This is a genomic window from Clostridium sp. C105KSO13 (assembly GCF_001517425.1).
Lineage (GTDB): Bacteria > Bacillota > Clostridia > Lachnospirales > Lachnospiraceae > Muricomes.
In genome coordinates, this window is the sequence record NZ_FBWL01000158.1 from 32,133 (window position 1) to 54,809 (window position 22,677).

Genomic DNA, 22,677 nt, shown 5'->3' on the forward strand with positions numbered 1-22,677 from the left:
AACGAATATGGTGAAAGTATTGATTCATGGATGTAATGGAAGGATGGGACAGATGGTAACCGCGCTTATCAGAGAAGATGAGCGGATGGAGGTTATCGCCGGGGTGGATACATTTACGGGAATTGCCAATACTTATCCGGTTTTTGAAAATATTCAGTCATGTGACTTAAAGCCAGACGTGGTGATTGATTTTTCCAATGCAAATGCGGTGGAGGGACTTTTGGACTATTGCACCGCAAAGCAGGTTCCGGTAGTGCTCTGCACAACGGGACTTACGGAAGAACAGTTGGAAAGGGTTCGGGAAACCTCTGGTAAGGCTGCAGTGCTTAAATCCGCCAATATGTCTATGGGAATTAATCTGCTTTTAAAATTGCTGAAGGATGCAGCAAAGGTACTCTCACCTGCGGGCTATGATATTGAACTGGTGGAGCGTCACCATAACCAGAAAGTGGATGCGCCCAGCGGAACAGCTCTTGCACTGGCGGATTCTATGAATGATGCTTTAGATCATGAATATACTTATGTATATGACCGAAGTCAGGTGAGAAGAAAACGTGACAAAAAGGAAATGGGCATCTCATCGGTCCGCGGCGGTACAATTGTAGGGGATCATGAGGTAATCTTTGCGGGTCCGGACGAGGTCATAGAGTTTAAACACACGGCATATTCCAGAAGTGTTTTTGGGAAAGGCGCTGTGGAGGCGGCAAAATTTTTAGCGGGAAAACCAGCCGGAATGTATGATATGAGTGACGTGATTCAGTTTTAAACGGGTGAGACAGGGGAGAGATTATGAAAAACTTGGAAACCAGATATCTGGAGCGGCTTTCGGAGTGTTACCCAACCATTGCAGCGGCATCCACAGAAATCATTAATTTGCAGGCTATTTTGAACCTGCCCAAAGGAACGGAACATTTTCTCACCGATATACACGGGGAATACGAAGCATTTTCCCATGTGCTAAAAAATGGTTCCGGGTCCATCAGGAGGAAGATTGATGATGTGTTCGGTAATACATTGAGCAAGCGGGATAAGCAGTCTCTTGCCACACTGATTTACTATCCGAAGGAAAAGATGGCTCAGGTGAAGAAGGTGGAAGCCAATATGGAGGACTGGTACAAGATTAATCTGTACCGTCTGATTGAAGTTAGCAAGCGTTCAGCAAGCAAGTACACCAGATCAAAGGTGAGGAAGGCCCTGCCAAAGGATTTTGCCTATGTAATTGAAGAGTTGATTACAGAGAAATCTGAGGTTAATGACAAGGAATCTTACTATAGTGAGATTATAATGACGATTATCAGGATCGGCCGCGCAGAAGAGTTTATTGAAGCAATTTCTGAATTGATTCAGCGGCTGGTGGTTGACCATTTACATATTGTGGGTGATATCTATGACAGAGGACCGGGTCCTCATATCATTATGGACAAACTGATGACCTATCATTCTCTTGATATTCAGTGGGGAAACCATGATGTTCTCTGGATGGGGGCAGCGGCAGGCCAGAGAGGGTGTATAGCCAATGTGATCCGCATCTGTGCCAGATATGGAAACCTGGATATTCTGGAGGATGGGTATGGAATCAATCTTCTGCCGCTGGCCACATTTTCACTGCGGACTTACGAAGAGGATCCCTGCACTTGTTTTGCACTGAAAGGCCCGGAAAAGCCGAACAAGGCTGAGATGGAGATGGATCTCAGGATGCACAAGGCAATTTCTGTCATACAGTTTAAGGTGGAAGGCCAGATTATTAAGAGACGGAAAGAATTGGGACTGGAGGATAGGGCACTTCTGCACCGCATTGATTATGAGAAGGGAACTATTATGCTGGGGGAAAAGGAATATCAGCTTCTGGATACAAATTTTCCCACAATAGACCCCAAAGATCCTTATCGCCTGTCAGAGGAAGAAGAAGGAGTAATGGAACGTCTGGAACGCGCTTTTCTGGGTTGTGAGAAACTCCAGAGGCATATACGCTTTTTACTTGCCAAAGGAGGATTGTATAAGGTTTATAATAACAATTTATTGTATCACGGATGTGTTCCTTTGAATGAAGATGGCAGCTTTAAGGAAATTTCTCTGTTTGGCAAAAAGTTTAAAGGAAAGTCTTTGTACGATGCCCTGGAACGATATATACGAAAAGGCTTTTTTGCTCTGGATCCACAGGCGAAGGAGGAGGGCAAGGATATGATGTGGTATATATGGCTGCACCCCGGTTCGCCTTTGTTTGGCAAGGATAAAATGGCCACCTTTGAGAGATATTTTCTTGCGGAGAAGGAGACCCATCTGGAGAGAAAAAATCCTTACTATAGTCTATTGGAAGAGGAGAAAGTGGTGAACAGTATCCTCCGGGAATTCGGCCTGAGCGCCGAGGAGGCGCATATCGTGAATGGTCATGTGCCTGTAAAAAGCAAAAACGGAGAAAGCCCGATAAAGTGCGGTGGCAAAGTGCTTGTCATAGACGGCGGGTTTTCCAAAGCATATCAGAAAGAAACAGGAATTGCAGGATATACATTAATCTACAATTCTTATGGGCTCCTTCTCGTTGCCCATGAACCTTTTGAATCTACAGAGGCGGCGATTCAGAAGGGAAGTGACATTCATTCCGATTATATGATTGTAAAACGTGTAATGGAACGCCGACTGGTCGGAGATACAGATATCGGAAAAGACTTAAAGGATCAGGTAACAGATTTGGAACGTTTATTGGGTGCATATCGAAGCGGTGAGATAAAAGAAAAAATTTAGAAAAAATTCCCATACATAAAGAATCTAAAAATGCAAATATTACTAACGCAAGATTATTTATGGAAAGGGAGAAATAAAATGAAAAAAATAAAAAGATTCTTATTATTAATGATGTGCGTAGGCGTACTTGGAAGCATGACAGCCTGCGGCAACAACAAAGACACAACCAATGGAACGACAGATACGACAGATACGACCGATAATAACGGAGTAAACGATACGACCGACAATAACGGAGTAAACGATACGGATGACAGAAATAACACGACTGTCGATGACGAAAATGACGGAATAGTGGATGATGCAGTGGATAAGGCTACAGACAAAGTAGACAACGCTACAGATGATCTGACGGATGACAACGGACCTAAGAAAGACAACCTGAATGAAAGAAACACGAATGATAAATAATTGAAAAGGGGGGGGCTCCCCCTTTTTACTTTCTTTTTCGACTTTAATGTGGTAAAATGGTACAGTGAGATATTTAAAAATTGAAAGGGAGAGTCATATGAGTGCAAACAGGAAACTTGTGATGGGAAATGAAGCAATTGCTCTGGGGGCCATTCGTGCCGGTGTGCGCATGGTGACCGGATATCCGGGGACACCTTCTACGGAAATACTGGAGACAGTCGCAAAGCAGAATAGGAGCAATATCCATGTGGAGTGGTCCGTCAATGAGAAGGCGGCAATGGAGGTCGGCGCAGGTGCGGCATATGCAGGGGCCAGAACCATGGTGACGATGAAACAGGTTGGGTTGAATGTGGCGTCGGACCCACTGATGAGTCTTGCCTATGTAGGAGTAAAAGGCGGGATGGTAGTAATCTCCGCAGATGATCCGGGTCCCATTTCCTCCCAGACTGAGCAGGATACCAGAAATTTTGCCCAGTTCTCCAAGCTGCCTGTTTTTGACCCTTCTTCTCCGGAGGAAGCATACCTGATGATAGCGGATGCTTTCGAGCTTTCGGAGAAATACCAGACTCCGGTTCTCTTCCGGCCGACCACCAGAATCTGCCATGCCTGTTTCAGCCTTACATTGCTTCCGGATCTGGAAGTGCCTGAGCCGGAGGGGTTTGTGAGAGATACAATGGGGTGGGTAATTTTTCCAAGAACCTCTTACGAGAACCATATAAAAATTGAAGCCAGAAATGAAAAGCTTTCAGAAATGCTTTCCTTCTATGCAGGAAACAGTGTGAGTGGGGGAAAAGGGAAAAAAGGCATCGCCTCAGGCGGGGTGAGTTATGCTTACATAAAGGAAGTGCTGCCCCAAGAAGTTCCACTATTAAAAGTCGGTACACCCTGCCCTTTCCCGGAGCGCCTTGCAAAGGAGTTTATAGAGCAGCTGGATGAGGTTTTGGTTCTGGAAGAGCTTGATCCCGTGATTGAAAAGGAGCTGCTTCGGATTGTTGGCAAATATCATCTCGATGTAACTATACGGGGAAAATTGACCCACGATACGAAAAATGCCGGCGAGAATAGTGTGGAGAGTATCGCAGGAGACCTGGAACGTTTTTTGAAAAGCGTGGACGAAGAGAAAAAAACGGAGCCGGTATCGGAGAAAGTGCCTGCCCTGCCAGTCAGACCGCCAGTCCTATGTGCGGGCTGTCCTCATCGGGCGTCTTTTTATGCTGTGAAAAAGGCTATGAAGGGGAAGAAGGCTATATTCAGCGGAGATATAGGATGCTATACTCTGGGTAATGCAAAACCCCTAGATATGGTGGACACCTGCCTGTGCATGGGTGCCGATGTAACCATTGCCCAGGGACTACATATTATTGAGAAGGATGTGGTAAATTTTGCATTTATAGGGGATTCTACATTCTTCGCATCAGGAATCACAGGTGTTGTAAATGCAGTCTATAATCAGACCGATATTGTCCTGATCGTGCTGGATAATTCTACAACAGCCATGACGGGGCACCAGCCTCATCCGGGTACAGGAAGAACTATGATGGGAGATGTAGTAGCAAAAATCAGTATAGAAAATATTTTAAAGGGGATTGGCGTGACCTTTGTAGAGACGGTGAACCCGCTGCAGCTGGATGCCGCTGTGGATGCAGTGAAACAGGCAGCAGATGCACCGGGAGTCCGTGCAGTCATATTTAAGTCCCCATGTATTGCGGTTTCCGGGCCGGGAAAACTTTTGTGCATAGATCCGGATGAGTGCAGAAAATGTAAAACCTGTATCAATCAGCTGGGATGTCCGGCAATTACAATAAACGGTGGTACAGTGGAGATAGAATCGTCACTTTGCTATGGCTGCGGGCTGTGTAGTCAGGTCTGCCCGTTCCATGCAATTGGGGAGGTGAAATGTAATGAGTAAAAGTTGTCTGTTATGTGGTGTAGGCGGACAGGGCGTGGTTCTTGCCTCCAAATTGATTGCATTTGCGGCAATGGAAAAGGGAAAACTTGTACGCACTGCGGAAACTATTGGGATGGCACAGCGAGGAGGATCCGTTGTCAGCCATGTACGCATTGGTGAAGAAATATATTCTCCCCAGATTCCTTTGAAAAGTGCAGATCTGATTCTTGCCTTTGAACCGGCAGAGGCGGTGCGAAGCCTGCCCTATCTAAAAGAGGGAGGCACAGTAATCGTGAGCAGTCAGCCCATAAAGCCGGTGACCTCTACTCTGGGCGGCAGCGCCTATGACGGAAAAGAAATGCTGGACTATCTGAAGAAAAAGGTGGCTAAAGTGGCTGTACTAAACGCCCAGTATATCTGCAGACAGGCAGGATCGGCAAAAGTATTGAACGTGGCACTTTTGGGAGCGGCCGCAGCCAGCGGGTCACTTGATATTTCTATAGAAGAAATGAGCCGGGCTGTGAGAGAGAATGTAAAAGACAAATACCAGGAAATGAATCATAAAGCATTGGAGCTTGGAAAAGCAGCCTTTGAACAGATATAGAGGAGAATATGGGATGAAAATGACAAATCTTCAGTTAGAACTGATAAAGGAAAATTTAAGACAACTTACCTCAAAGGACTGCTTTTATAAGGAAAAGTTCAAAGACATTGACATTTCATCTATTCAAAGCCAGAAAGAATTCGAAACACTCCCATTTACCTGGAAAGGGGACCTGAGAGAAGCCTATCCCCTGGGACTGCAGGCTGTACCGGACGAGGAGATTGTTCGCATCCATTCTTCCTCAGGGACAACAGGCACCCCAGTAATTATTCCTTATACAAAGAAGGATGTGGACGACTGGGCAAAGATGTTTGCCCGCTGTTATGAAGTCGCGGGAATTACCACCCTGGACAGGATACAGATTACGCCGGGATATGGACTGTGGACCGCCGGAATCGGCTTTCAGGCGGGAGCAGAGTATCTGGGAGCTATGACCATACCTATGGGACCTGGTAATACCGATAAACAGCTCCAGATGATGCAGGACATGGGGGCAACGGTTTTGTGTGCCACCTCCTCCTATGCCCTCCTTCTGGCAGAGGAGATTGCAAAGAGAGGAATAGGAAATAAAATTCACTTAAAAAAGGGTGTCATCGGTTCCGAACGCTGGGGTGAAAAAATGAGGAGACGCATTGCAGATGAGCTGGGAGTACAGCTATATGACATTTACGGGCTTACGGAAGTATACGGACCCGGCATTGCCATGAGCTGTGATTATGAATGCGGAATGCACTATTGGGACGATTATCTCTACTTTGAAATTGTGGATTCGAAGACAGGTAAAAATGTTCCCGACGGAGAAATCGGAGAGCTGGTTATTACAACCTTGCGCAAGCAGGGGGCCCCTCTGGTTCGATACCGCACCCATGACCTGACCCGTTTTCTGCCCGGGGAATGCAAATGTGGTTCCCATTTTCCCAGAATTGATACCCTGATCGGAAGAACAGATGATATGGTAAAAGTAAAGGGTGTCAATATTTTCCCGAGTCAGATAGAGGAAATGCTCAAAATCGTACCGGAGGCATCCAGCGAGTATCAATTCATGCTGGACCATTTGAACGGAAAAGATGTCTGCACCCTGTTTGTGGAAATCAACCCAGGTGTTGATAAAAAACAGGCTGAGAGTGCAGTGAAAAAAGAATTCAAAACAAAAATTGGCATCACGGTAAAAGTAATGCCAGTCTCCATCGGAGATCTGCCAAGAAGCGAAAAAAAATCAACCAGAATATTTGACAACAGATATTAGTGGAGAAAGGGGTCTGACCCTTTTGAAGACCCCTTTGAGACAGGAATGTGAGGTTTTTATGAGATTTAGACCGTGTATTGATATTCATAATGGACAGGTGAAACAGATTGTAGGCGGGAGTCTTAAGGATGAGGGGAATCAGGCAGTGACGAATTTCTCCTCTCAGCTTGATGCTGCATGGTATGCAAACCTTTACCGGAGAGAAAACCTTGCAGGGGGGCATATTATTCTTTTAAATTCCCGGGAGTCAGAGTACTTTGAGGCGACACAAAATCAGGCGTTGAATGCTCTAGCGGCATACCCCGGAGGAATGCAGATAGGCGGCGGAATTACGGTAGAAAACGCTGCCGGGTATCTGCAGGCCGGGGCCAGCCATGTGATTGTGACTTCTTATGTTTTCAGGGGCGGAATGTTTTGCAGGGAGAAGCTGGAGGAGCTGGTAAAGGCTGTGGGCAGAAAACATGTGGTGCTGGACCTGAGCTGCCGGAGAAGGGAAGGGTATTATTACATTGTGACGGATCGCTGGCAGAACTTTACAAACTTATGCCTTACCCGGGAGTTACTGTCTGATTTATCCGGATATTGTGATGAATTCCTTGTACACGGAGTAGATGTGGAAGGCAGGTCTTCAGGGGTGGAGACAGGACTTGTGCGTATGCTGGGGCAATGGGATCAAATACCAATCACATATGCAGGGGGGATTGGCAGTTTAGAGGATCTGGAAAGGTTCCGAAAAATGAGCGGCGGAAACCTTGACTTTACTATCGGAAGTGCCCTGGATTTATTCGGCGGAAATATTCCCTATGAATTTATCGCAAAGCTGTAGCCGGAAACATCAGTACTGTTCCTATGGAAAATGTGGGACAATGGTGCTATAATTCATTATAGCTATTGCGTGCGTTAAAATTATAAAAAGGGGGTTACATTATGACAGGTTTACCATTAATTTTTATTTTTGTACTGGCAATCATACTAATGATTGTCTCCATTTCCAAATGGAAGATTCATCCGTTTCTTTCCATCATGGCCATTTCCCTGCTCTTAGGGTTAATTGCCGGGATTCCTCTGGTGGATAAAACTTTGGCAGACGGCACTGAAGTAAGCGGATTGGCGACTATTATCGGTGCCGGATTTTCGGGAACGTTTACCAGCATCGGTATTGTTATCATTCTTGGTGCACTAATAGGAAATATTCTGGAGAAAACCGGCGCGGCTTTAAAGCTTGCCGATATGGTGATCCGGGTGGTGGGGAAAAACAATCCTGTTCTCGCTGTAGAGTTGATGGGGTGGGTAGTATCCATTGCGGTATTCTGTGATTCCGGATTCGTCATCTTAAATCCTATCCGGAAAGCCCTGGTAAACAGGACCGCGGCATCTTCTGTGGCAATGACCGTAGGTCTGTCATCAGGACTTTACATTTCTCATGTTTTCATTCCGCCCACACCGGGGCCTATTGCTGCGGCTTCCACTCTGGGAATTGGGGATAATCTGCTCCTGGTTATGGGCATGGGTACCTTGTGTTCCATACTTCCGCTGATTGCCGGATTTTCCTTCGCAAAATATATCGGAGGGAAGGTAAAGGCTGACGATGAAGCCGATATGGGTGAAGTGGCAAAGACTTATGAGGAACTGGTTGCTGAATATGGAAAACTTCCCGGCGGGTTTAATGCCCTTGCGCCGATTATCATTCCTATTCTCCTCATGGCGGCTTCTTCCATTATATCCATGGCGGGAATAGCAGGACTTGGAGCAGATATTGTCAAATTTTTAGGAACTCCCATTATCGCTTTGGCAGTGGGAACCCTATGCGGTATTTTCCAGCTGATGGGGGCGGGGAAAATGAGTGAGTTTTATAAACTAACCGATGATACCTTGAAAACTGTCGGCCCTATCCTGTTCGTAACGGCAGCCGGTGGTGTGCTGGGCAAGGTGATTGCTTCCACTGACATGGTAAACTATATTGAAGCACACGCCACAGCCCTAAGTGCTATGGGTATTTTCTTCCCATTCCTTTTGTCGGCTATTTTAAAGACTGCCCAGGGATCTTCTACAGTAGCACTGACAACCACTGCCGGAATTATTGCGCCATTGCTTCCGGTACTGGGATTTGACAGTCCGGTTCGTGTTACGCTCGTTGTTATGGCTATCGGTGCAGGTGCCATGACTGTTTCCCATGCAAACGATTCCTATTTCTGGGTAGTGACCAACTTTGGAGCCATGACTCCGGAAAAGGGATATAAGACACAGACTGTGGCAACACTGATTTTAGGTATTGCCGGCATATTGGAAATATTTATTTTAAGTTTGTTCTTGCGGTAGATCGGACAGGCAGGTACGGAATATGTTGAATAAACGAAAGGATAGTGTTAAAATGAGCAATAGAGTAAATTTAGACAAGGAGTAATTTTATATTATGGGTTTGATTGAAAAGATTTTCGGAACGCACAGCGAAAATGAATTGAAGCGTATCTATCCGATTGTAGACCGTATAGAGGCCTTGGAACCAGAGATGCAGGCCCTGTCTGATACAGAATTAAAAGATAAAACAAGAGAATTTAAAAAACGCCTCGAGGAAGGAGAAACTCTGGATGATATTCTCCCCGAGGCATTTGCCGTTGTAAGGGAGGCTGCTTCCAGAAGCCTGGGAATGCGCCATTATCGGGTGCAGCTTATCGGCGGTATTATACTTCACCAGGGGCGTATCTCTGAGATGAAGACAGGTGAAGGAAAGACTTTGGTTTCCACTCTTTCGGCATATCTGAATGCGCTGGAAGGAGAAGGCGTGCATATTGTAACAGTCAACGACTACCTTGCAAAACGTGATGCCGAGTGGATGGGGAAGGTGCATGAGTTTCTCGGGCTGACGGTTGGCGTCGTCTTAAATTCCATGGACAACGATGAGCGACGTGCGGCGTACAACTGTGATATTACGTATGTGACGAATAACGAGCTGGGATTTGATTATCTCCGTGATAATATGGTTATCTACAAAGAACAGCTTGTTCAGCGGGGACTGCATTATGCAATTATTGATGAGGTTGACTCGGTATTGATTGACGAGGCAAGGACTCCGCTGATTATATCCGGACAGAGCGACAAATCTACAAAACTGTACGAGGCGTGCGATATACTTGCTGGTCAGCTGGAAAGGGGAGAAGCCAGCGGTGAGTTCTCCAAGATGAATGCCATTATGGGGGAAGAGATTGAAGAGACCGGAGACTTCATTGTAAATGAAAAGGAAAAGACGGTCAACCTTACAGAAGACGGGGTTAAAAAGGCAGAGAAGTTTTTCCACATCGATAATCTGGCAGATGCGGAGAACCTGGAGATACAACATAACATTATACTTGCATTGCGCGCACATAACCTGATGTTCCGTGATCAGGACTATGTAGTGACCCCGGAGGGGGAGGTTATGATCGTTGATGAGTTCACCGGGCGTATCATGCCGGGCCGCCGCTATTCGGACGGGCTGCATCAGGCAATTGAAGCAAAAGAACATGTGAAGGTAAAAAGAGAAAGCAAGACTCTCGCTAATATAACATTCCAGAATTTGTTTAATAAATTTGACAAAAAGAGCGGTATGACCGGTACAGCTCTCACCGAGGAAAAAGAATTTCGCGATATTTATGGGATGGATGTTATAGAGATCCCGACCAATGAGCCGGTTCGAAGAGTGGATTTGCAGGATGCTGTCTATAAGACTGAGAAAGAGAAGTTCAAGGCTGTTGTGGAGGAAGTGAAGAAAGCTCACGAAAAAGGACAGCCGGTGCTGGTAGGTACTATTACTATAGAGATTTCCGAGCTTCTGAGTAAAATGTTGAAAAAAGAGGGTATACCCCACAAGGTACTGAATGCAAAATACCATGAACTGGAAGCTGAAATTGTGGCGGATGCAGGTATTCACGGTGCCGTTACTATTGCTACCAACATGGCGGGCCGTGGTACGGATATTAAGCTGGACGACGAGTCAAGGGCTGCCGGGGGGCTAAAAATCATTGGTACTGAGCGCCATGAATCCAGACGTATCGACAATCAGCTCCGCGGACGTTCCGGACGTCAGGGGGATCCGGGCGAGTCACGGTTTTACATTTCGCTGGAGGATGATTTGATGCGTCTGTTCGGCTCCGAGAAATTAATGAATGTCTTTACCACTCTTGGAGTGGCAGAGGGAGAGCAGATTGAACATAAGATGCTTTCCAATGCAATTGAGAAGGCTCAGCAGAAGATTGAAAGTAACAACTTTGGTATCCGTAAGAATCTGATGGAATATGATCAGGTCATGAATGAGCAGCGTGAGATCATTTATGGAGAGAGGCGGCGGGTTCTGGACGGCGAAAGCATGCGGGACACTATCTACAACATGATCACTGAGTATGTGGAAAATGTGACAGACCGTTTTGCTTCTTCTGAGGCAGAAGCAGAGGAGTGGGATATGCAGGGTCTTGATGTTACTCTGCATGGTGTTATTCCTCAACTTCAGCTGCCCACTGCAGAGGAAGCACGAGACATGCAGCAGAAAGAATTGAAACATCTGCTCAAAGAGCGTGCGGTAAAAGCATATGAGGCAAAGGAAGCAGAATTTCCGGAGGCAGAACATCTGCGTGAAATTGAGCGTGTTGTGCTGCTGAAGGCAATTGACGGTAGATGGATGGACCACATTGACGATATGGATCAGCTTCGTCAGGGCATAGGGCTTCAGGCGTACGGACAGAGGGATCCCCTGGTGGAATATAAGATGATAGGCTATGATATGTTCGGTGAGATGACAAACGCTATAGCGGAGATCACTGTCCGCACCTTGTTCCACATCCGTATTGAGCAGAAAGTAGAAAGAGAACAGGTTGCGCAGGCTACAGGTACGAATAAAGAGGAGAGTGCCCTGCGCGAACCAAAAAAGAAGGCAGAGAAGAAGATTTATCCCAACGACCCATGCCCCTGTGGAAGTGGTAAGAAATACAAACAATGCCACGGACGAAGGGCCTAAATAGAATAAAGAATCTGAATGCCATATGAGAATCTGCAAAAACAGATTCTCATTTAAAATAAGAAAGAGGTGATAGAGGTGGTTTTGTTAGAAGAACTGAAAACAAGGCTGAGTGCATACGAAGAACCGCTGAAAGATCTGAGGGATTCACTTTGACTTAGCGTCAAAGAAAAAGCGGATAGAGGAGCTGGAGCGCAAGATTGAAGAACCGGGATTCTGGGATAATCCTGAGGATTCCACACGTACTATGAAATTCTTGAAAGGGCTCCGGGATTCTGTGAAACAAATTGAAGATCTCTACACGGGTTACGAGGATATGAATCTTCTGATTGAAATAAGCGAAGAGGATTCCGATGAAGAGACAGTAAAAGGAATTGAGGAAGAACTGAACAGTTTTTCGGAAAAATTTGAAGACCTGAGAATCCAGACACTTCTTACAGGTGAGTATGACAGCTGCAACGCAATTGTTACTCTCCACGCAGGGGCAGGAGGCACAGAGTCCTGCGACTGGACCGGCATGCTGTACAGGATGTACACCCGTTGGGCTGAGAAAAAAGGGTTCTCTCTTGAAGTTCTGGACTATCTGGACGGAGACGTAGCAGGTGTAAAAGGAGTCACTTTTGAGGTGGCGGGGGAGAATGCTTATGGGTATCTCCGCTCTGAGAAAGGTGTGCACCGTCTGGTCAGGATTTCACCTTTCAATGCAGCGGGAAAACGGCAGACCTCTTTTGCCTCCTGTGATGTCATACCGGACATTGAAGATGAGATAGACATTGAAATAAATGAAGATGATCTGCGTGTTGATACGTACCGCTCAGGCGGTGCAGGGGGGCAGCATGTGAATAAAACATCCTCTGCAGTGCGCATCACGCATCTGCCCACAGGAATTGTAGTACAGTGCCAGAATGAGCGCTCTCAGCACATGAACAAAGATAAGGCTATGCAGATGCTGAAAGCAAAGCTGTATCTTCTAAAGCAGCAAGAACAGGCGGAAAAGGTATCTGACATTCGGGGTGAGACAAAGGACATAGGATTTGGAAATCAGATCAGATCCTATGTGATGCAGCCGTACACCATGGTAAAAGACCACAGGACGAATGTAGAAACAGGCAATGTAAATGCAGTTATGGACGGGGATATCGACCTGTTTATCAACGCATTTCTGGCTGCAAAGTCATAGATAAAAGAAGGGAAATGAGACAAAAGGAGGAAAAGATGGTTAACATAGCGATAATGGGATATGGTACAGTTGGCTCGGGAATCGTGGAGGTCATCAATACTAACGGAGAACGAATCAATCAGAGAGCGGGAGACCACATCAACATCAAATACGTCCTGGATTTGAAAGATTTCCCGGGAGACCCGGTGCAGGAAAAAATTGTGCATGATTTTGAAACCATTGAAAAGGATCCGGAGGTCAAAATTGTTGCGGAAGTGATGGGAGGCATAGAACCTGCATATACTTTTGTGAAAAGGTGCCTGCAGGCCGGGAAAAGCGTTGCCACCTCGAACAAAGCCCTGGTGGCGAAACACGGGGCGGAGCTTTTGTCCATTGCCATGGCAAACAATATTAACTTCCTCTTTGAAGCCAGTGTAGGAGGTGGAATCCCGATTATACGTCCCTTAAATTCTTCCATGACTGCAGATGAGATTGAAGAAATCACAGGCATTTTAAACGGTACCACAAATTATATGTTAAGCAAAATGTTTTATGAGGGGGCCGATTATGATGAGGTCCTGAAAGAAGCCCAGGCAAAGGGATATGCGGAGCGCAATCCGGAAGCCGACGTAGAAGGCTATGATGCCTGCAGAAAAATTGCTATTTTATCTTCACTGATTTCCGGCCGGCAGGTTGATTTTGAGGATATCCATACAGAGGGAATTACGAAAATCACGACCCAGGATATGATGTATGCAAAGGCTCTGGGCATGACAATCAAGCTGTTGGCCTCCAGCAGGAGGGACAGTGATCATCTGCATGCTATTGTGGCTCCTTATATGCTTCACAGAAATCATCCTCTTTATAATGTAAATGATGTATTTAATGCTATTTTTGTTCACGGCAACGTGGCGGGCGACCTTATGTTTTATGGAAGCGGTGCAGGCAAACTGCCCACTGCCAGTGCGGTAGTTGCCGATATTGTGGATGAGGCAAAGCATTTAAACAGAAACATCCTGACTATGTGGGACAGTGAAAAGTTAAAGCTGCAGCCTATAGAAGATACAAGTAAGAAATATTTTGTGAGAATCAAGGGGAACCCGGATGCCCTGAAAGCACATCTGGAAAGCAAATTCGGTCCTGTTGAAATTGTGCAGGTTGAGGAGCTGGGACAGGAGTTCGGCTTTGTGACCGAAGAGATGACGGAAGGTGCATATGTAGAGCAGGCAAAAGAGTTTCCGGGAATTCTGCATATGATACGTATAGAAGAATGACCGGGATTTTATGGGGAGAGGTAAGATGAAATATAGGCGGCCAGGAGGAGAATATGCTGATAGTAAAAAAATTTGGAGGCAGCTCAGTTGCAGACCGGGATTGTATTTTCCGTGTGGCAGAGCGCTGTGTAGAAGATTACAAAAACGGAAATGAGGTCATTGTTGTATTATCTGCAATGGGTGACACAACGGACGAGCTGATTGAAAAGGCTAAAAATATTACAGCGCAGCCGTCAAAGCGGGAAATGGATATGCTGCTGACAACAGGGGAGCAGGTTTCGGTCTCTCTGATGGCTATGGCGATTAATTCAATGGGGATCCCTGCAGTTTCTTTGAATGCATTTCAGATAAGAATGCACAGCACTTCTGCCTACGGAAAAGCTCGAATGAAGCGTGTGGAGGCCGAGCGGATACGACATGAACTTGATTCCAAAAAAATTGTAGTTATAGCAGGCTTTCAGGGAATAAATAAATATGAGGACTACAGCACCTTAGGCAGAGGCGGTTCTGACACTACAGCTGTAGCTATTGCAGCCGCAATGCATGCGGATATCTGCGAAATCTATACAGACGTGGACGGTGTATATACAGCAGATCCACGAGTTGTGCCAAATGCAAGGAAACTGGATACTATCAGTTATGATGAGATGCTGGAGCTTGCTTCGCTGGGAGCGAAAGTTCTCCATAACCGATCAGTGGAGATGGCAAAAAAATATGGCGTGCGGCTGGTAGTGCGTTCCAGCATGAACCGGGAAGAAGGAACGGTTGTCAAGGAGGTGGGAAAATTGGAAAAAATGTTAATAAGTGGAGTTGCATCCGATAAGAATACATCACGGATATCTGTAATTGGAATAGATGATAAGCCCGGCGTGGCATTTAAGATATTTAATACGCTTGCAAAAAACGGTATCAACGTGGACATCATTTTGCAGTCTGTAGGCCGTGAGGGGACAAAAGATATCTCCTTTACGGTTGCTCAGGATGACCGGGATGCGACACTGGAAGTGCTGGATAATAACAAAGAGATGCTGACGATCCAGGAAATCAGCTATGAAGACAATGTAGCAAAAATATCTATAGTAGGGGCAGGTATGATGAGCAATCCGGGAGTTGCGGCCCAAATGTTTGAAGCACTCTTCAATGCAAATATAAACATAAGCATGATATCCACATCTGAGGTGCGGATAACTGTTCTGATAGATGAAAATGATGTGGAAAGAGCTATGCGTGCAGTACACGATGGGTTCGGACTGGCAGATTAAGAATAATATAAAAAGAGCTGCTTTTTGAAAGAAGAGAATCTTGTTTCAAAAGGGGAGCTCTTTATTGGTTTAGGAGTTTATTTATGATGATTTTACATTCATGGTCTGTCCTTCGGTATCTCTTGATGAAGTTAACTTCCTCCGCTGTAAGATAGATTGTGTCGGCGGTCTCAATTTCCATAGCAGATGTATAGGGCCCTTTCTGCTCCCGTATAATACCTTCCGGCGAGATAGGCTGATTGACCAGCTGATCAAGTGTTACATTATAAATTTGTGAGAGCTTAATCAGAAGATCCAAATCAGGAACCCGCTTACTTGTCTCATAATTTGAATATGCCTGCCTGGAGATATTTAGCTTTTCGCCCAAAGCTTCCTGTGTGTACTTTTTTGCTTTCCGCAAGTTGCATAAGTTTTCTACCAGTTGTATGTTAGACAATGCTGCGTCACCTCCACTTACAGGGAATTATTTATAACTCTTCCGGAGAGCATCTCGATTGCGCTTTGCTTCATCTTGCTGCAGCTGAACGCCGGATAGAAATATCCACAAGCAGCTCGTTAGCAAGCAAGCTTGCAAGAGCTGCTTGTGGATATTTCTGCTCTTCTGTACAGATGTTATAAATTATAACAATTTTCCCTGTAAATAGAAATGATTGCGACAAAACGTAGTATTACATAAAAGTGCAACAGAAAGTTGCTAAATACTCAGCGTACTGTTATGGTAACGAGAGGATAAGGTGACATCTTCGCCAAACCAGACAGGAGGCACAAAAGTATTGGCAGATTCCTCGTCGGGAAATTCGACCTCGGCTAAAACCAGTGGGGCGAGGCTCCCCAGAAATATGTCGAGTTCAATAGTCAGGTTATCCCTCAAGGGCAGCATATACCGGGTCTTGCGGATAAATGTTCCGTCTGTTTTGGGTTTTAAATGTTCATATGCTTCTTTTGTGAGAGGAAGGTTATATTCTTCTCGCACCATAAGTCCTTTTGATTTGTAGGTGAGGATGTATTCCTCATTATCCCTGCGGATACGGATGACAGGTTCCCGGCAGAGATAACCCTGTTCAATATTCCGGCAGGGATAGTCATGTAGATTGGCAGGAACATTTTTCTCATTTATCAGATATTTACGTTCAATTTCCATGGCTGACTCCTTCTTTATTCCCTCGAGCAACGAGCCGGGGTATTTGACTAATGTATGATATGTGCGGATTGCTCCGCACTCTGTGAATCTGGTACCATCTTAATATGCCCGCTTTGAAATGTAAACCATTGCATTTTTATTTATCATTTGTTACACTGAGAACATGTGGAAATTGCAGGTAAATTCTAAGGCAGAAGGGAATAAAATATAAAGAAGTCAAGTGTGTTTATAGAAGCTTAATAGAAGCTTTATATAAGAAATACTGGAAATTTAGTACTGAATGTGATATACTCTTTCAATGACTGCGAAAGCAAAATTACCATTCGAATGATTTTCATATTATCTATTATGTTACAAATCAAGGAGGAAAATAAAAATGAGTTTACAGGTAGAAAATTTAGAACATAACATGGCCAAACTAACCATCGAAGTCGGTGCAGAGGATGTAGAGAAAGCACTTCAGTCCGCATATTTGAAACAGCGCGGACAGATTAATATTCCCGGATTCCGCAAGGGAAAGGTTCCGAGGCAGCTGATTGAAAAGATGTATGGACCGGAAGTGTTTTATGATGAAGCGGTAAACCGTATGATTCCTGACGCATACGGCAAAGCATACGATGCGTGTGAGCTGGAGCTGGTTTCCCAGCCTCAGATTGATGTGGTTCAGATAGAGAAAGGCAAACCCTTTATTTTTACAGCTGAAGTTGCAGTAAAACCGGAAGTTACACTGGGCGAATATAAGGGAATGAAAGTGGAAAAGGCACCGGAGGGAGTCACAGAAGAAGAGATCAACGCAGAGATTGATAAGGAACGTGAGAAGAGCGCAAGAACTATCGAGGTGACAGACCGATCAGTACAGGACAAAGATCAGGTAGTATTGGATTTCGAAGGATTTGCAGACGGGGAGGCGTTCGAAGGCGGAAAGGCTGAGAATTATCCTCTTACAATTGGTTCCGGTTCATTTATCCCGGGATTTGAGGAACAACTGATCGGTGCTGAGATTGATAAAGAGCTGGAAGTAAAGGTGACATTCCCGGAGGATTACCAGGCAGCAGAGCTGGCCGGTAAAGAGGCGGTGTTCAAATGTACTGTACATGAAATCAAGGCAAAAGAGCTCCCTGAACTGGATGATGAGTTTGCATCTGAAGTGTCGGAGCATGATACACTGGAAGAGTACAAGGCAGAAGTAAAGAAGAATGTTGAAGAGCGCAAGGAGCGCGAATATAAAGAACAGAAAGAAAATCAGGCCGTAGAGCAGGCTGTGAAGAATGCACAGATGGACATCCCTAAGGCCATGATCGACGGTCAGGTGAAACAGATGACAGAAGACTTTGCACGCCGCATTCAGCAGCAGGGTCTGTCAGTTGAGCAGTATTTTCAGTTTACGGGAATGACAGCACAGAAGATGGAAGAAGAGATGAGGCCACAGGCAGAGAAACAGATTAAGACGAGGCTGGTTCTGGAAGCAGTTGTAAAAGCTGAGAATATTGAAGTCTCTGATGAGCGCCTGGATGAAGAACTGCAGAAGATGGCGGATGCTTACCAGATGGAAATGGATAAGCTTAAAGAATTCATGGGTGATCGTGAGAAAGAACAAATGAAAGAAGATATCGCAGTGCAGGAGGCAGTTACATTTATTGCAGATGCTGCAGTTGAAGAGTAGACAGGAGGAATTTAAATGAGTTTAGTACCTTATGTCATTGAACAAACCAGCCGGGGGGAACGCTCCTACGACATTTATTCAAGATTATTAAAAGAAAGAATCATTTTTCTGGGAGAAGAAGTAACTGACGTGTCGGCAAGTGTGATTGTTGCGCAGCTTCTATTTCTGGAGGCGGACGATCCGGACAAGGATATCCAGCTTTACATTAACAGCCCGGGAGGATCTGTAACAGCCGGACTGGCAATTTATGATACGATGCAGTATATTAAGTGCGATATTTCTACAGTATGTATCGGCATGGCAGCAAGTATGGGATCATTCCTGCTTTCAGGCGGAAAGAAGGGAAAGCGTTTTGCGCTGCCTTCTTCAGAAATTATGATTCATCAGCCTTCAGGCGGAGCTCAGGGACAGGCAACTGAAATTCGGATTGCGGCGGACCATATCTTAAAGACCCGCAAGAAGTTAAACGAGATTTTGGCTGCAAATACAGGGCAGGATTTGGAAGTTATTGAAGTCGATACAGAGAGAGATAATTTTATGACTGCCCAGGAAGCAAAGGAATATGGATTAATAGACGAAGTAATTGCCAATCATTGATGGCAATATGAGGTGAGATAGCATTATGGCAGGAAGAGTAAGCGAAGAAGCAGTGAGATGTTCCTTCTGCAATAAGACACAGTCGCAGGTGCGGAAACTGATAGCGGGACCCAACGGAGCATTTATCTGTGACGAGTGCATCGAGGTGTGCTCTGAAATTATTGAAGAAGAATTTGAATACGAGGAAGGAAGCAAATACGAAGATATTAACCTCCTGACACCGGAAGAAATAAAGACGTTTCTGGATGAATATGTCATCGGACAGGATGAGGCGAAAAGAGTTCTTTCTGTATCCGTTTACAATCATTACAAGCGGATTATGGCTGAACAGGATCTGGGCGTCGAACTGCAGAAAAGCAATATATTGATGCTTGGGCCTACCGGCTGCGGAAAGACCCTGCTTGCCCAGACATTGGCAAAGATATTAAATGTACCTTTTGCGATTGCAGATGCTACAGCATTGACTGAGGCAGGTTATGTGGGGGAAGATGTGGAGAATATTCTGCTGAAGGTAATTCAGGCTGCGGACGGAGATATAGAGCGTGCTGAACATGGTATTATCTATATTGATGAGATTGACAAGATTACGAGAAAGTCAGAGAATCCCTCCATTACCCGTGATGTGTCGGGGGAGGGAGTTCAGCAGGCCCTGCTGAAAATCATCGAAGGCACAGTGGCCTCTGTTCCGCCTCAGGGCGGAAGAAAGCACCCCCATCAGGAGCTGATACAGATCGACACCACCAATATCCTGTTTATCTGCGGAGGCGCTTTTGAAGGGATAGATAAGTTGATTGAGACACGTCTTGATAAGAAATCTATCGGCTTTAATGCTGAAATTGCTTCTAAACACGAGGAGAATGTGGATGTTCTTTTACATCAGGTACTGCCTCAGGATCTGGTGAAGTTTGGATTGATACCGGAGCTGGTGGGACGTCTGCCGGTTACAGTATCTCTGGATATGCTGGATAAAGAAGCGTTGATTAGAATTTTAACAGAACCAAAGAGCGCAATCGTAAAGCAGTATCAAAAACTGCTGGAATTAGACGGAGTGCGATTGGAATTTGATAAAGATGCTCTTCTGGCAATTGCGGAGACATCTCTTGCGAGAAAGACCGGAGCCAGAGGCCTGCGGGCTATTATGGAAAACATTATGATGGACACGATGTTTAAGGTGCCGTCTGATGATACAATCAAGGGATGCCGGATAACAAAAGAAGTGGTGAAAGGAACAGGAAATCCCCTTTATGAGTGTGACGGGGAAGAACGCAGATCATTTCTTACATCAGAGAGTGCATAGGAAATTGGGCGGGTGCAATAGTATCCGCCTTTCTTATACTATATTTTGAAACGCAGGAGGAAAGACATATATGAATAGTGGGACACAGAGCCTTCCTATGGTAGCCTTAAGAGGCATAACGATTATGCCGGAGATGGTCGTACATTTTGACATAAGCAGGGAGCAGTCTATAGCAGCGATTCAAGAAGCTATGGTGGAAGACCAGAAGATCTTTATGATAACCCAGAGAGACGCTGAAGTCGAGAAACCAAAGCAGGAGGACTTGTTCGAGGTAGGAACTATCGGGACAATCAAGCAGATTATCAAGCTGCCCAGACATATTGTCCGGGTTCTTGTGGCAGGAGAAAAAAGAGGTGTGCTTCAGAATATAGAGTATGAAGAACCCTATATGCGTGCCAGCGTGGAGGAAATTGACGATTCTGAAATTACCATACCGGATGATTTGAACGGAGAGGCTATGGAGCGCGGCTTAAAGGATATGTTTGTAGATTTCGCTGCAAAAAACGGTAAGATGTCCAAAGAGTCGGTTGCTCAGATTCTGGAGGTGCAGGGTCTGATAAAGCTGGTGGATGAAGTCGCCGCAAACACACCGCTGCCTTATAAAGATCTTCAGGAAATCTTAAATGAGACAGATTTTTGGAAGAGATATGAAGCACTGGCATTCAAGCTTGTGAATGAAGTGCAGATTATGGATATCAAAGAGCAGATTCAGATAAAAGTAAAAGAGAGAGTAGACAAGCATCAGAAAGAATATATTCTACGGGAACAGTTAAAACTAATACGTGAGGAACTGGGAGATGATACCACACTTTCGGATGCAGATGAGTTTGAAAAGGCAGCAAAAGCACTGAAGGCTCCTAAAGAAGTAAAAGAGAAGCTTACAAAGGAAATAGGGCGTTTTAAAAATTCTCTGAACAGTCCGGCGGAGACAGGAGTCATCCGTACTTATATTGAGAATCTTTTGGAAATGCCCTGGGACAAGGTGGCAAAGGACAGCCGGGATATAGAATATGCCCGGAAGATTTTGGAAGAGGACCATTATGGTTTGGAACAGGTCAAGGAGAGAGTGTTGGAATTTCTGGCGGTTCGTTCTTTAACAAAGAAGGGTGAGAGCCCTATTTTATGTCTTGTAGGCCCTCCGGGGACGGGGAAGACCTCCATTGCAAAATCTCTTGCAAGAGCATTGAAGAAGCCTTATGTGAGAATCTCTTTGGGAGGAATCAGGGACGAGGCGGAAATCAGAGGACATAGAAAGACTTACGTGGGAGCGATGCCGGGCAGGATAGCAGAGGCGATGAAATCGGCGGGAGTGAAGAACCCTGTAATGCTCTTAGACGAGATTGACAAGGTGAGTACAGATTATAAGGGGGATACGTTTTCCGCCCTTCTGGAGGTGCTGGACAGCGAACAGAACAGCAAGTTTAGGGATCATTATCTGGAACTCCCCCTGGATTTGTCTGAAGTTTTATTTGTTACGACAGCAAATACGCTCCAGACCATACCCAGACCACTTGTCGACCGTATGGAGGTTATTGAAATCAGCAGTTATACGGAAAATGAGAAGCTGCACATAGCGGTGGAGCATTTGATACCAAAGCAGATTCAAAAGCACGGATTACAACCGGAACAACTGTCTTTTAGTAAACCTGCAATCTGGAAGATGGCACGCAACTACACAAAAGAAGCGGGAGTCAGACAGCTGGAGAGAAAGATAGGAGACATTTGCAGAAAAGCTGCAAAAGAAATACTGACAACAAAGAAAAAGAGGGTTATAATAACAGAAAAGAATATCCATAAATATCTGGGGAAGGAAAAGTATACATATCAGATGGTAAATCCTTCTGATGAAGTAGGCATTGCGCGAGGGCTTGCCTGGACCAGTGTAGGAGGCGATACACTTCAGATTGAAGTGAACGTCATGCACGGAGATGGGGAAATTATGCTCACCGGGAAGCTGGGTGATGTAATGAAAGAATCTGCACGTACAGGAATCAGTTATATACGGTCTGTAAGCGACCGGTACAAGGTTGCAGAGGATTTCTTTGAAAAGCACGATATTCATGTACATATACCGGAGGGAGCAGTGCCTAAGGACGGACCGTCTGCAGGAATTACTATGGCGACTGCAATGTTGTCAGCTATTACCGGATATAAGGTCAGAGCAGACCTGGCAATGACGGGTGAGGTTACACTCCGGGGAAGAGTTCTTCCCATCGGAGGACTGAAGGAGAAGCTGCTTGCCGCAAAAAGCGCCGGTATTAAGACAGTACTTGTTCCCGGTAAAAATCAGGCGGATGTGGAAGAACTATCCGGTGAGATTACAAAAGGTCTGGAAATTCTGCCTGTGGAAAATATGGATGAAGTACTCAAAACAGCTCTTGTAACAGAAAAATAAGTCTGCGGAAA

Annotated in this window: 18 protein-coding genes; 16 read left to right on the forward strand and 2 right to left on the reverse strand. The window is 45.3% G+C overall.

Features of this window, described 5'->3' with window-relative positions; genetic code table 11:
• The first annotated feature begins 7 nt into the window (after positions 1 to 7).
• From dapB to BN3456_RS05935, 12 genes are all read left to right on the forward strand, one after another.
• The gene (dapB, locus tag BN3456_RS05880) at positions 8 to 766 is read left to right on the forward strand and encodes a 4-hydroxy-tetrahydrodipicolinate reductase (RefSeq protein ID WP_089983215.1); all 759 of its coding nucleotides are present in this window, start codon (positions 8 to 10) and stop codon (positions 764 to 766) included.
• A 23-nt stretch (positions 767 to 789) separates the two neighbouring features.
• Positions 790 to 2,742 carry a fructose-1,6-bisphosphatase gene (locus tag BN3456_RS05885; RefSeq protein WP_089983216.1) on the forward strand — a complete coding sequence of 651 codons (1,953 nt, stop codon included), beginning with the start codon at positions 790 to 792 and terminating at the stop codon, positions 2,740 to 2,742.
• A 78-nt stretch (positions 2,743 to 2,820) separates the two neighbouring features.
• Positions 2,821 to 3,153 carry a hypothetical protein gene (locus BN3456_RS05890; protein WP_089983217.1) on the forward strand — a complete coding sequence of 111 codons (333 nt, stop codon included), beginning with the start codon at positions 2,821 to 2,823 and terminating at the stop codon, positions 3,151 to 3,153.
• A 97-nt stretch (positions 3,154 to 3,250) separates the two neighbouring features.
• Entirely contained in the window at positions 3,251 to 5,062 is a 1,812-nt protein-coding gene (iorA, locus tag BN3456_RS05895; protein WP_089983218.1) for an indolepyruvate ferredoxin oxidoreductase subunit alpha, read from the forward strand.
• On the forward strand, positions 5,055 to 5,645 hold the full coding sequence (locus BN3456_RS05900) for an indolepyruvate oxidoreductase subunit beta (RefSeq protein ID WP_089983219.1): 591 nt from the start codon (positions 5,055 to 5,057) through the stop codon (positions 5,643 to 5,645). The genes iorA and BN3456_RS05900 overlap by 8 nt, the downstream gene beginning before the upstream one ends.
• A gap of 13 nt (positions 5,646 to 5,658) precedes the next feature.
• Positions 5,659 to 6,891, forward strand: a complete 1,233-nt coding sequence (locus BN3456_RS05905) for a phenylacetate--CoA ligase family protein (protein WP_089983220.1) — start codon at positions 5,659 to 5,661, stop codon at positions 6,889 to 6,891.
• Between the two features lie 58 nt (positions 6,892 to 6,949).
• Positions 6,950 to 7,717: a phosphoribosylformimino-5-aminoimidazole carboxamide ribotide isomerase gene (hisA, locus tag BN3456_RS05910; RefSeq protein WP_089983254.1), complete on the forward strand. Its 768-nt coding sequence runs from the start codon at positions 6,950 to 6,952 to the stop codon at positions 7,715 to 7,717.
• A 101-nt stretch (positions 7,718 to 7,818) separates the two neighbouring features.
• Positions 7,819 to 9,210: a GntP family permease gene (locus tag BN3456_RS05915; RefSeq protein ID WP_089983221.1), complete on the forward strand. Its 1,392-nt coding sequence runs from the start codon at positions 7,819 to 7,821 to the stop codon at positions 9,208 to 9,210.
• A gap of 94 nt (positions 9,211 to 9,304) precedes the next feature.
• Positions 9,305 to 11,878: a preprotein translocase subunit SecA gene (gene secA / locus BN3456_RS05920; protein WP_089983222.1), complete on the forward strand. Its 2,574-nt coding sequence runs from the start codon at positions 9,305 to 9,307 to the stop codon at positions 11,876 to 11,878.
• A gap of 78 nt (positions 11,879 to 11,956) precedes the next feature.
• Positions 11,957 to 13,058, forward strand: a protein-coding gene (gene prfB / locus BN3456_RS05925; protein ID WP_207644089.1) for a peptide chain release factor 2 whose coding sequence is annotated in 2 segments (ribosomal slippage) — positions 11,957 to 12,019 and positions 12,021 to 13,058 — 1,101 coding nt in all. Because the reading frame shifts where the segments join, the coding sequence is not laid out codon by codon here.
• Between the two features lie 35 nt (positions 13,059 to 13,093).
• Positions 13,094 to 14,311 carry a homoserine dehydrogenase gene (locus BN3456_RS05930; RefSeq protein WP_089983224.1) on the forward strand — a complete coding sequence of 406 codons (1,218 nt, stop codon included), beginning with the start codon at positions 13,094 to 13,096 and terminating at the stop codon, positions 14,309 to 14,311.
• 53 nt (positions 14,312 to 14,364) lie between these two features.
• Positions 14,365 to 15,573 carry an aspartate kinase gene (locus BN3456_RS05935; RefSeq protein ID WP_089983225.1) on the forward strand — a complete coding sequence of 403 codons (1,209 nt, stop codon included), beginning with the start codon at positions 14,365 to 14,367 and terminating at the stop codon, positions 15,571 to 15,573.
• A 61-nt stretch (positions 15,574 to 15,634) separates the two neighbouring features.
• Here BN3456_RS05935 and BN3456_RS05940 read toward each other — a convergent pair whose 3' ends face one another.
• On the reverse strand, positions 15,635 to 16,009 hold the full coding sequence (locus tag BN3456_RS05940; RefSeq protein WP_089983226.1) for a helix-turn-helix domain-containing protein: 375 nt from the start codon (positions 16,007 to 16,009) through the stop codon (positions 15,635 to 15,637).
• 258 nt (positions 16,010 to 16,267) lie between these two features.
• The gene (locus BN3456_RS05945) at positions 16,268 to 16,714 is read right to left on the reverse strand and encodes a CYTH domain-containing protein (protein WP_089983227.1); all 447 of its coding nucleotides are present in this window, start codon (positions 16,712 to 16,714) and stop codon (positions 16,268 to 16,270) included.
• A 376-nt stretch (positions 16,715 to 17,090) separates the two neighbouring features.
• On the opposite strand from BN3456_RS05945, the gene tig reads away from it, so the two are divergent.
• From tig to lon, 4 genes are all read left to right on the forward strand, one after another.
• Entirely contained in the window at positions 17,091 to 18,377 is a 1,287-nt protein-coding gene (gene tig, locus BN3456_RS05950) for a trigger factor (RefSeq protein ID WP_089983228.1), read from the forward strand.
• Positions 18,378 to 18,392: 15 nt separating this feature from the next.
• Entirely contained in the window at positions 18,393 to 18,974 is a 582-nt protein-coding gene (gene clpP, locus BN3456_RS05955; RefSeq protein WP_089983229.1) for an ATP-dependent Clp endopeptidase proteolytic subunit ClpP, read from the forward strand.
• Positions 18,975 to 18,999: 25 nt separating this feature from the next.
• Entirely contained in the window at positions 19,000 to 20,271 is a 1,272-nt protein-coding gene (clpX, locus tag BN3456_RS05960) for an ATP-dependent Clp protease ATP-binding subunit ClpX (RefSeq protein WP_089983230.1), read from the forward strand.
• Positions 20,272 to 20,341: 70 nt separating this feature from the next.
• Positions 20,342 to 22,666, forward strand: a complete 2,325-nt coding sequence (lon, locus tag BN3456_RS05965) for an endopeptidase La (protein WP_089983231.1) — start codon at positions 20,342 to 20,344, stop codon at positions 22,664 to 22,666.
• Positions 22,667 to 22,677: the final 11 nt, after the last annotated feature.

Coding starts and splice junctions, on each gene's coding strand:
- lon (WP_089983231.1), top strand. CDS start 20,342: ATGAATAGTGGGACACAGAGCCTTCCTATGGTAGCCTTAAGAGGCATA.
- BN3456_RS05915 (WP_089983221.1), top strand. CDS start 7,819: ATGACAGGTTTACCATTAATTTTTATTTTTGTACTGGCAATCATACTA.
- BN3456_RS05900 (WP_089983219.1), top strand. CDS start 5,055: ATGAGTAAAAGTTGTCTGTTATGTGGTGTAGGCGGACAGGGCGTGGTT.
- secA (WP_089983222.1), top strand. CDS start 9,305: ATGGGTTTGATTGAAAAGATTTTCGGAACGCACAGCGAAAATGAATTG.
- hisA (WP_089983254.1), top strand. CDS start 6,950: ATGAGATTTAGACCGTGTATTGATATTCATAATGGACAGGTGAAACAG.
- clpX (WP_089983230.1), top strand. CDS start 19,000: ATGGCAGGAAGAGTAAGCGAAGAAGCAGTGAGATGTTCCTTCTGCAAT.
- tig (WP_089983228.1), top strand. CDS start 17,091: ATGAGTTTACAGGTAGAAAATTTAGAACATAACATGGCCAAACTAACC.
- BN3456_RS05935 (WP_089983225.1), top strand. CDS start 14,365: ATGCTGATAGTAAAAAAATTTGGAGGCAGCTCAGTTGCAGACCGGGAT.
- BN3456_RS05930 (WP_089983224.1), top strand. CDS start 13,094: ATGGTTAACATAGCGATAATGGGATATGGTACAGTTGGCTCGGGAATC.
- BN3456_RS05890 (WP_089983217.1), top strand. CDS start 2,821: ATGAAAAAAATAAAAAGATTCTTATTATTAATGATGTGCGTAGGCGTA.
- clpP (WP_089983229.1), top strand. CDS start 18,393: ATGAGTTTAGTACCTTATGTCATTGAACAAACCAGCCGGGGGGAACGC.
- BN3456_RS05885 (WP_089983216.1), top strand. CDS start 790: ATGAAAAACTTGGAAACCAGATATCTGGAGCGGCTTTCGGAGTGTTAC.
- BN3456_RS05945 (WP_089983227.1), bottom strand. CDS start 16,714: ATGGAAATTGAACGTAAATATCTGATAAATGAGAAAAATGTTCCTGCC.
- dapB (WP_089983215.1), top strand. CDS start 8: ATGGTGAAAGTATTGATTCATGGATGTAATGGAAGGATGGGACAGATG.
- iorA (WP_089983218.1), top strand. CDS start 3,251: ATGAGTGCAAACAGGAAACTTGTGATGGGAAATGAAGCAATTGCTCTG.
- BN3456_RS05905 (WP_089983220.1), top strand. CDS start 5,659: ATGAAAATGACAAATCTTCAGTTAGAACTGATAAAGGAAAATTTAAGA.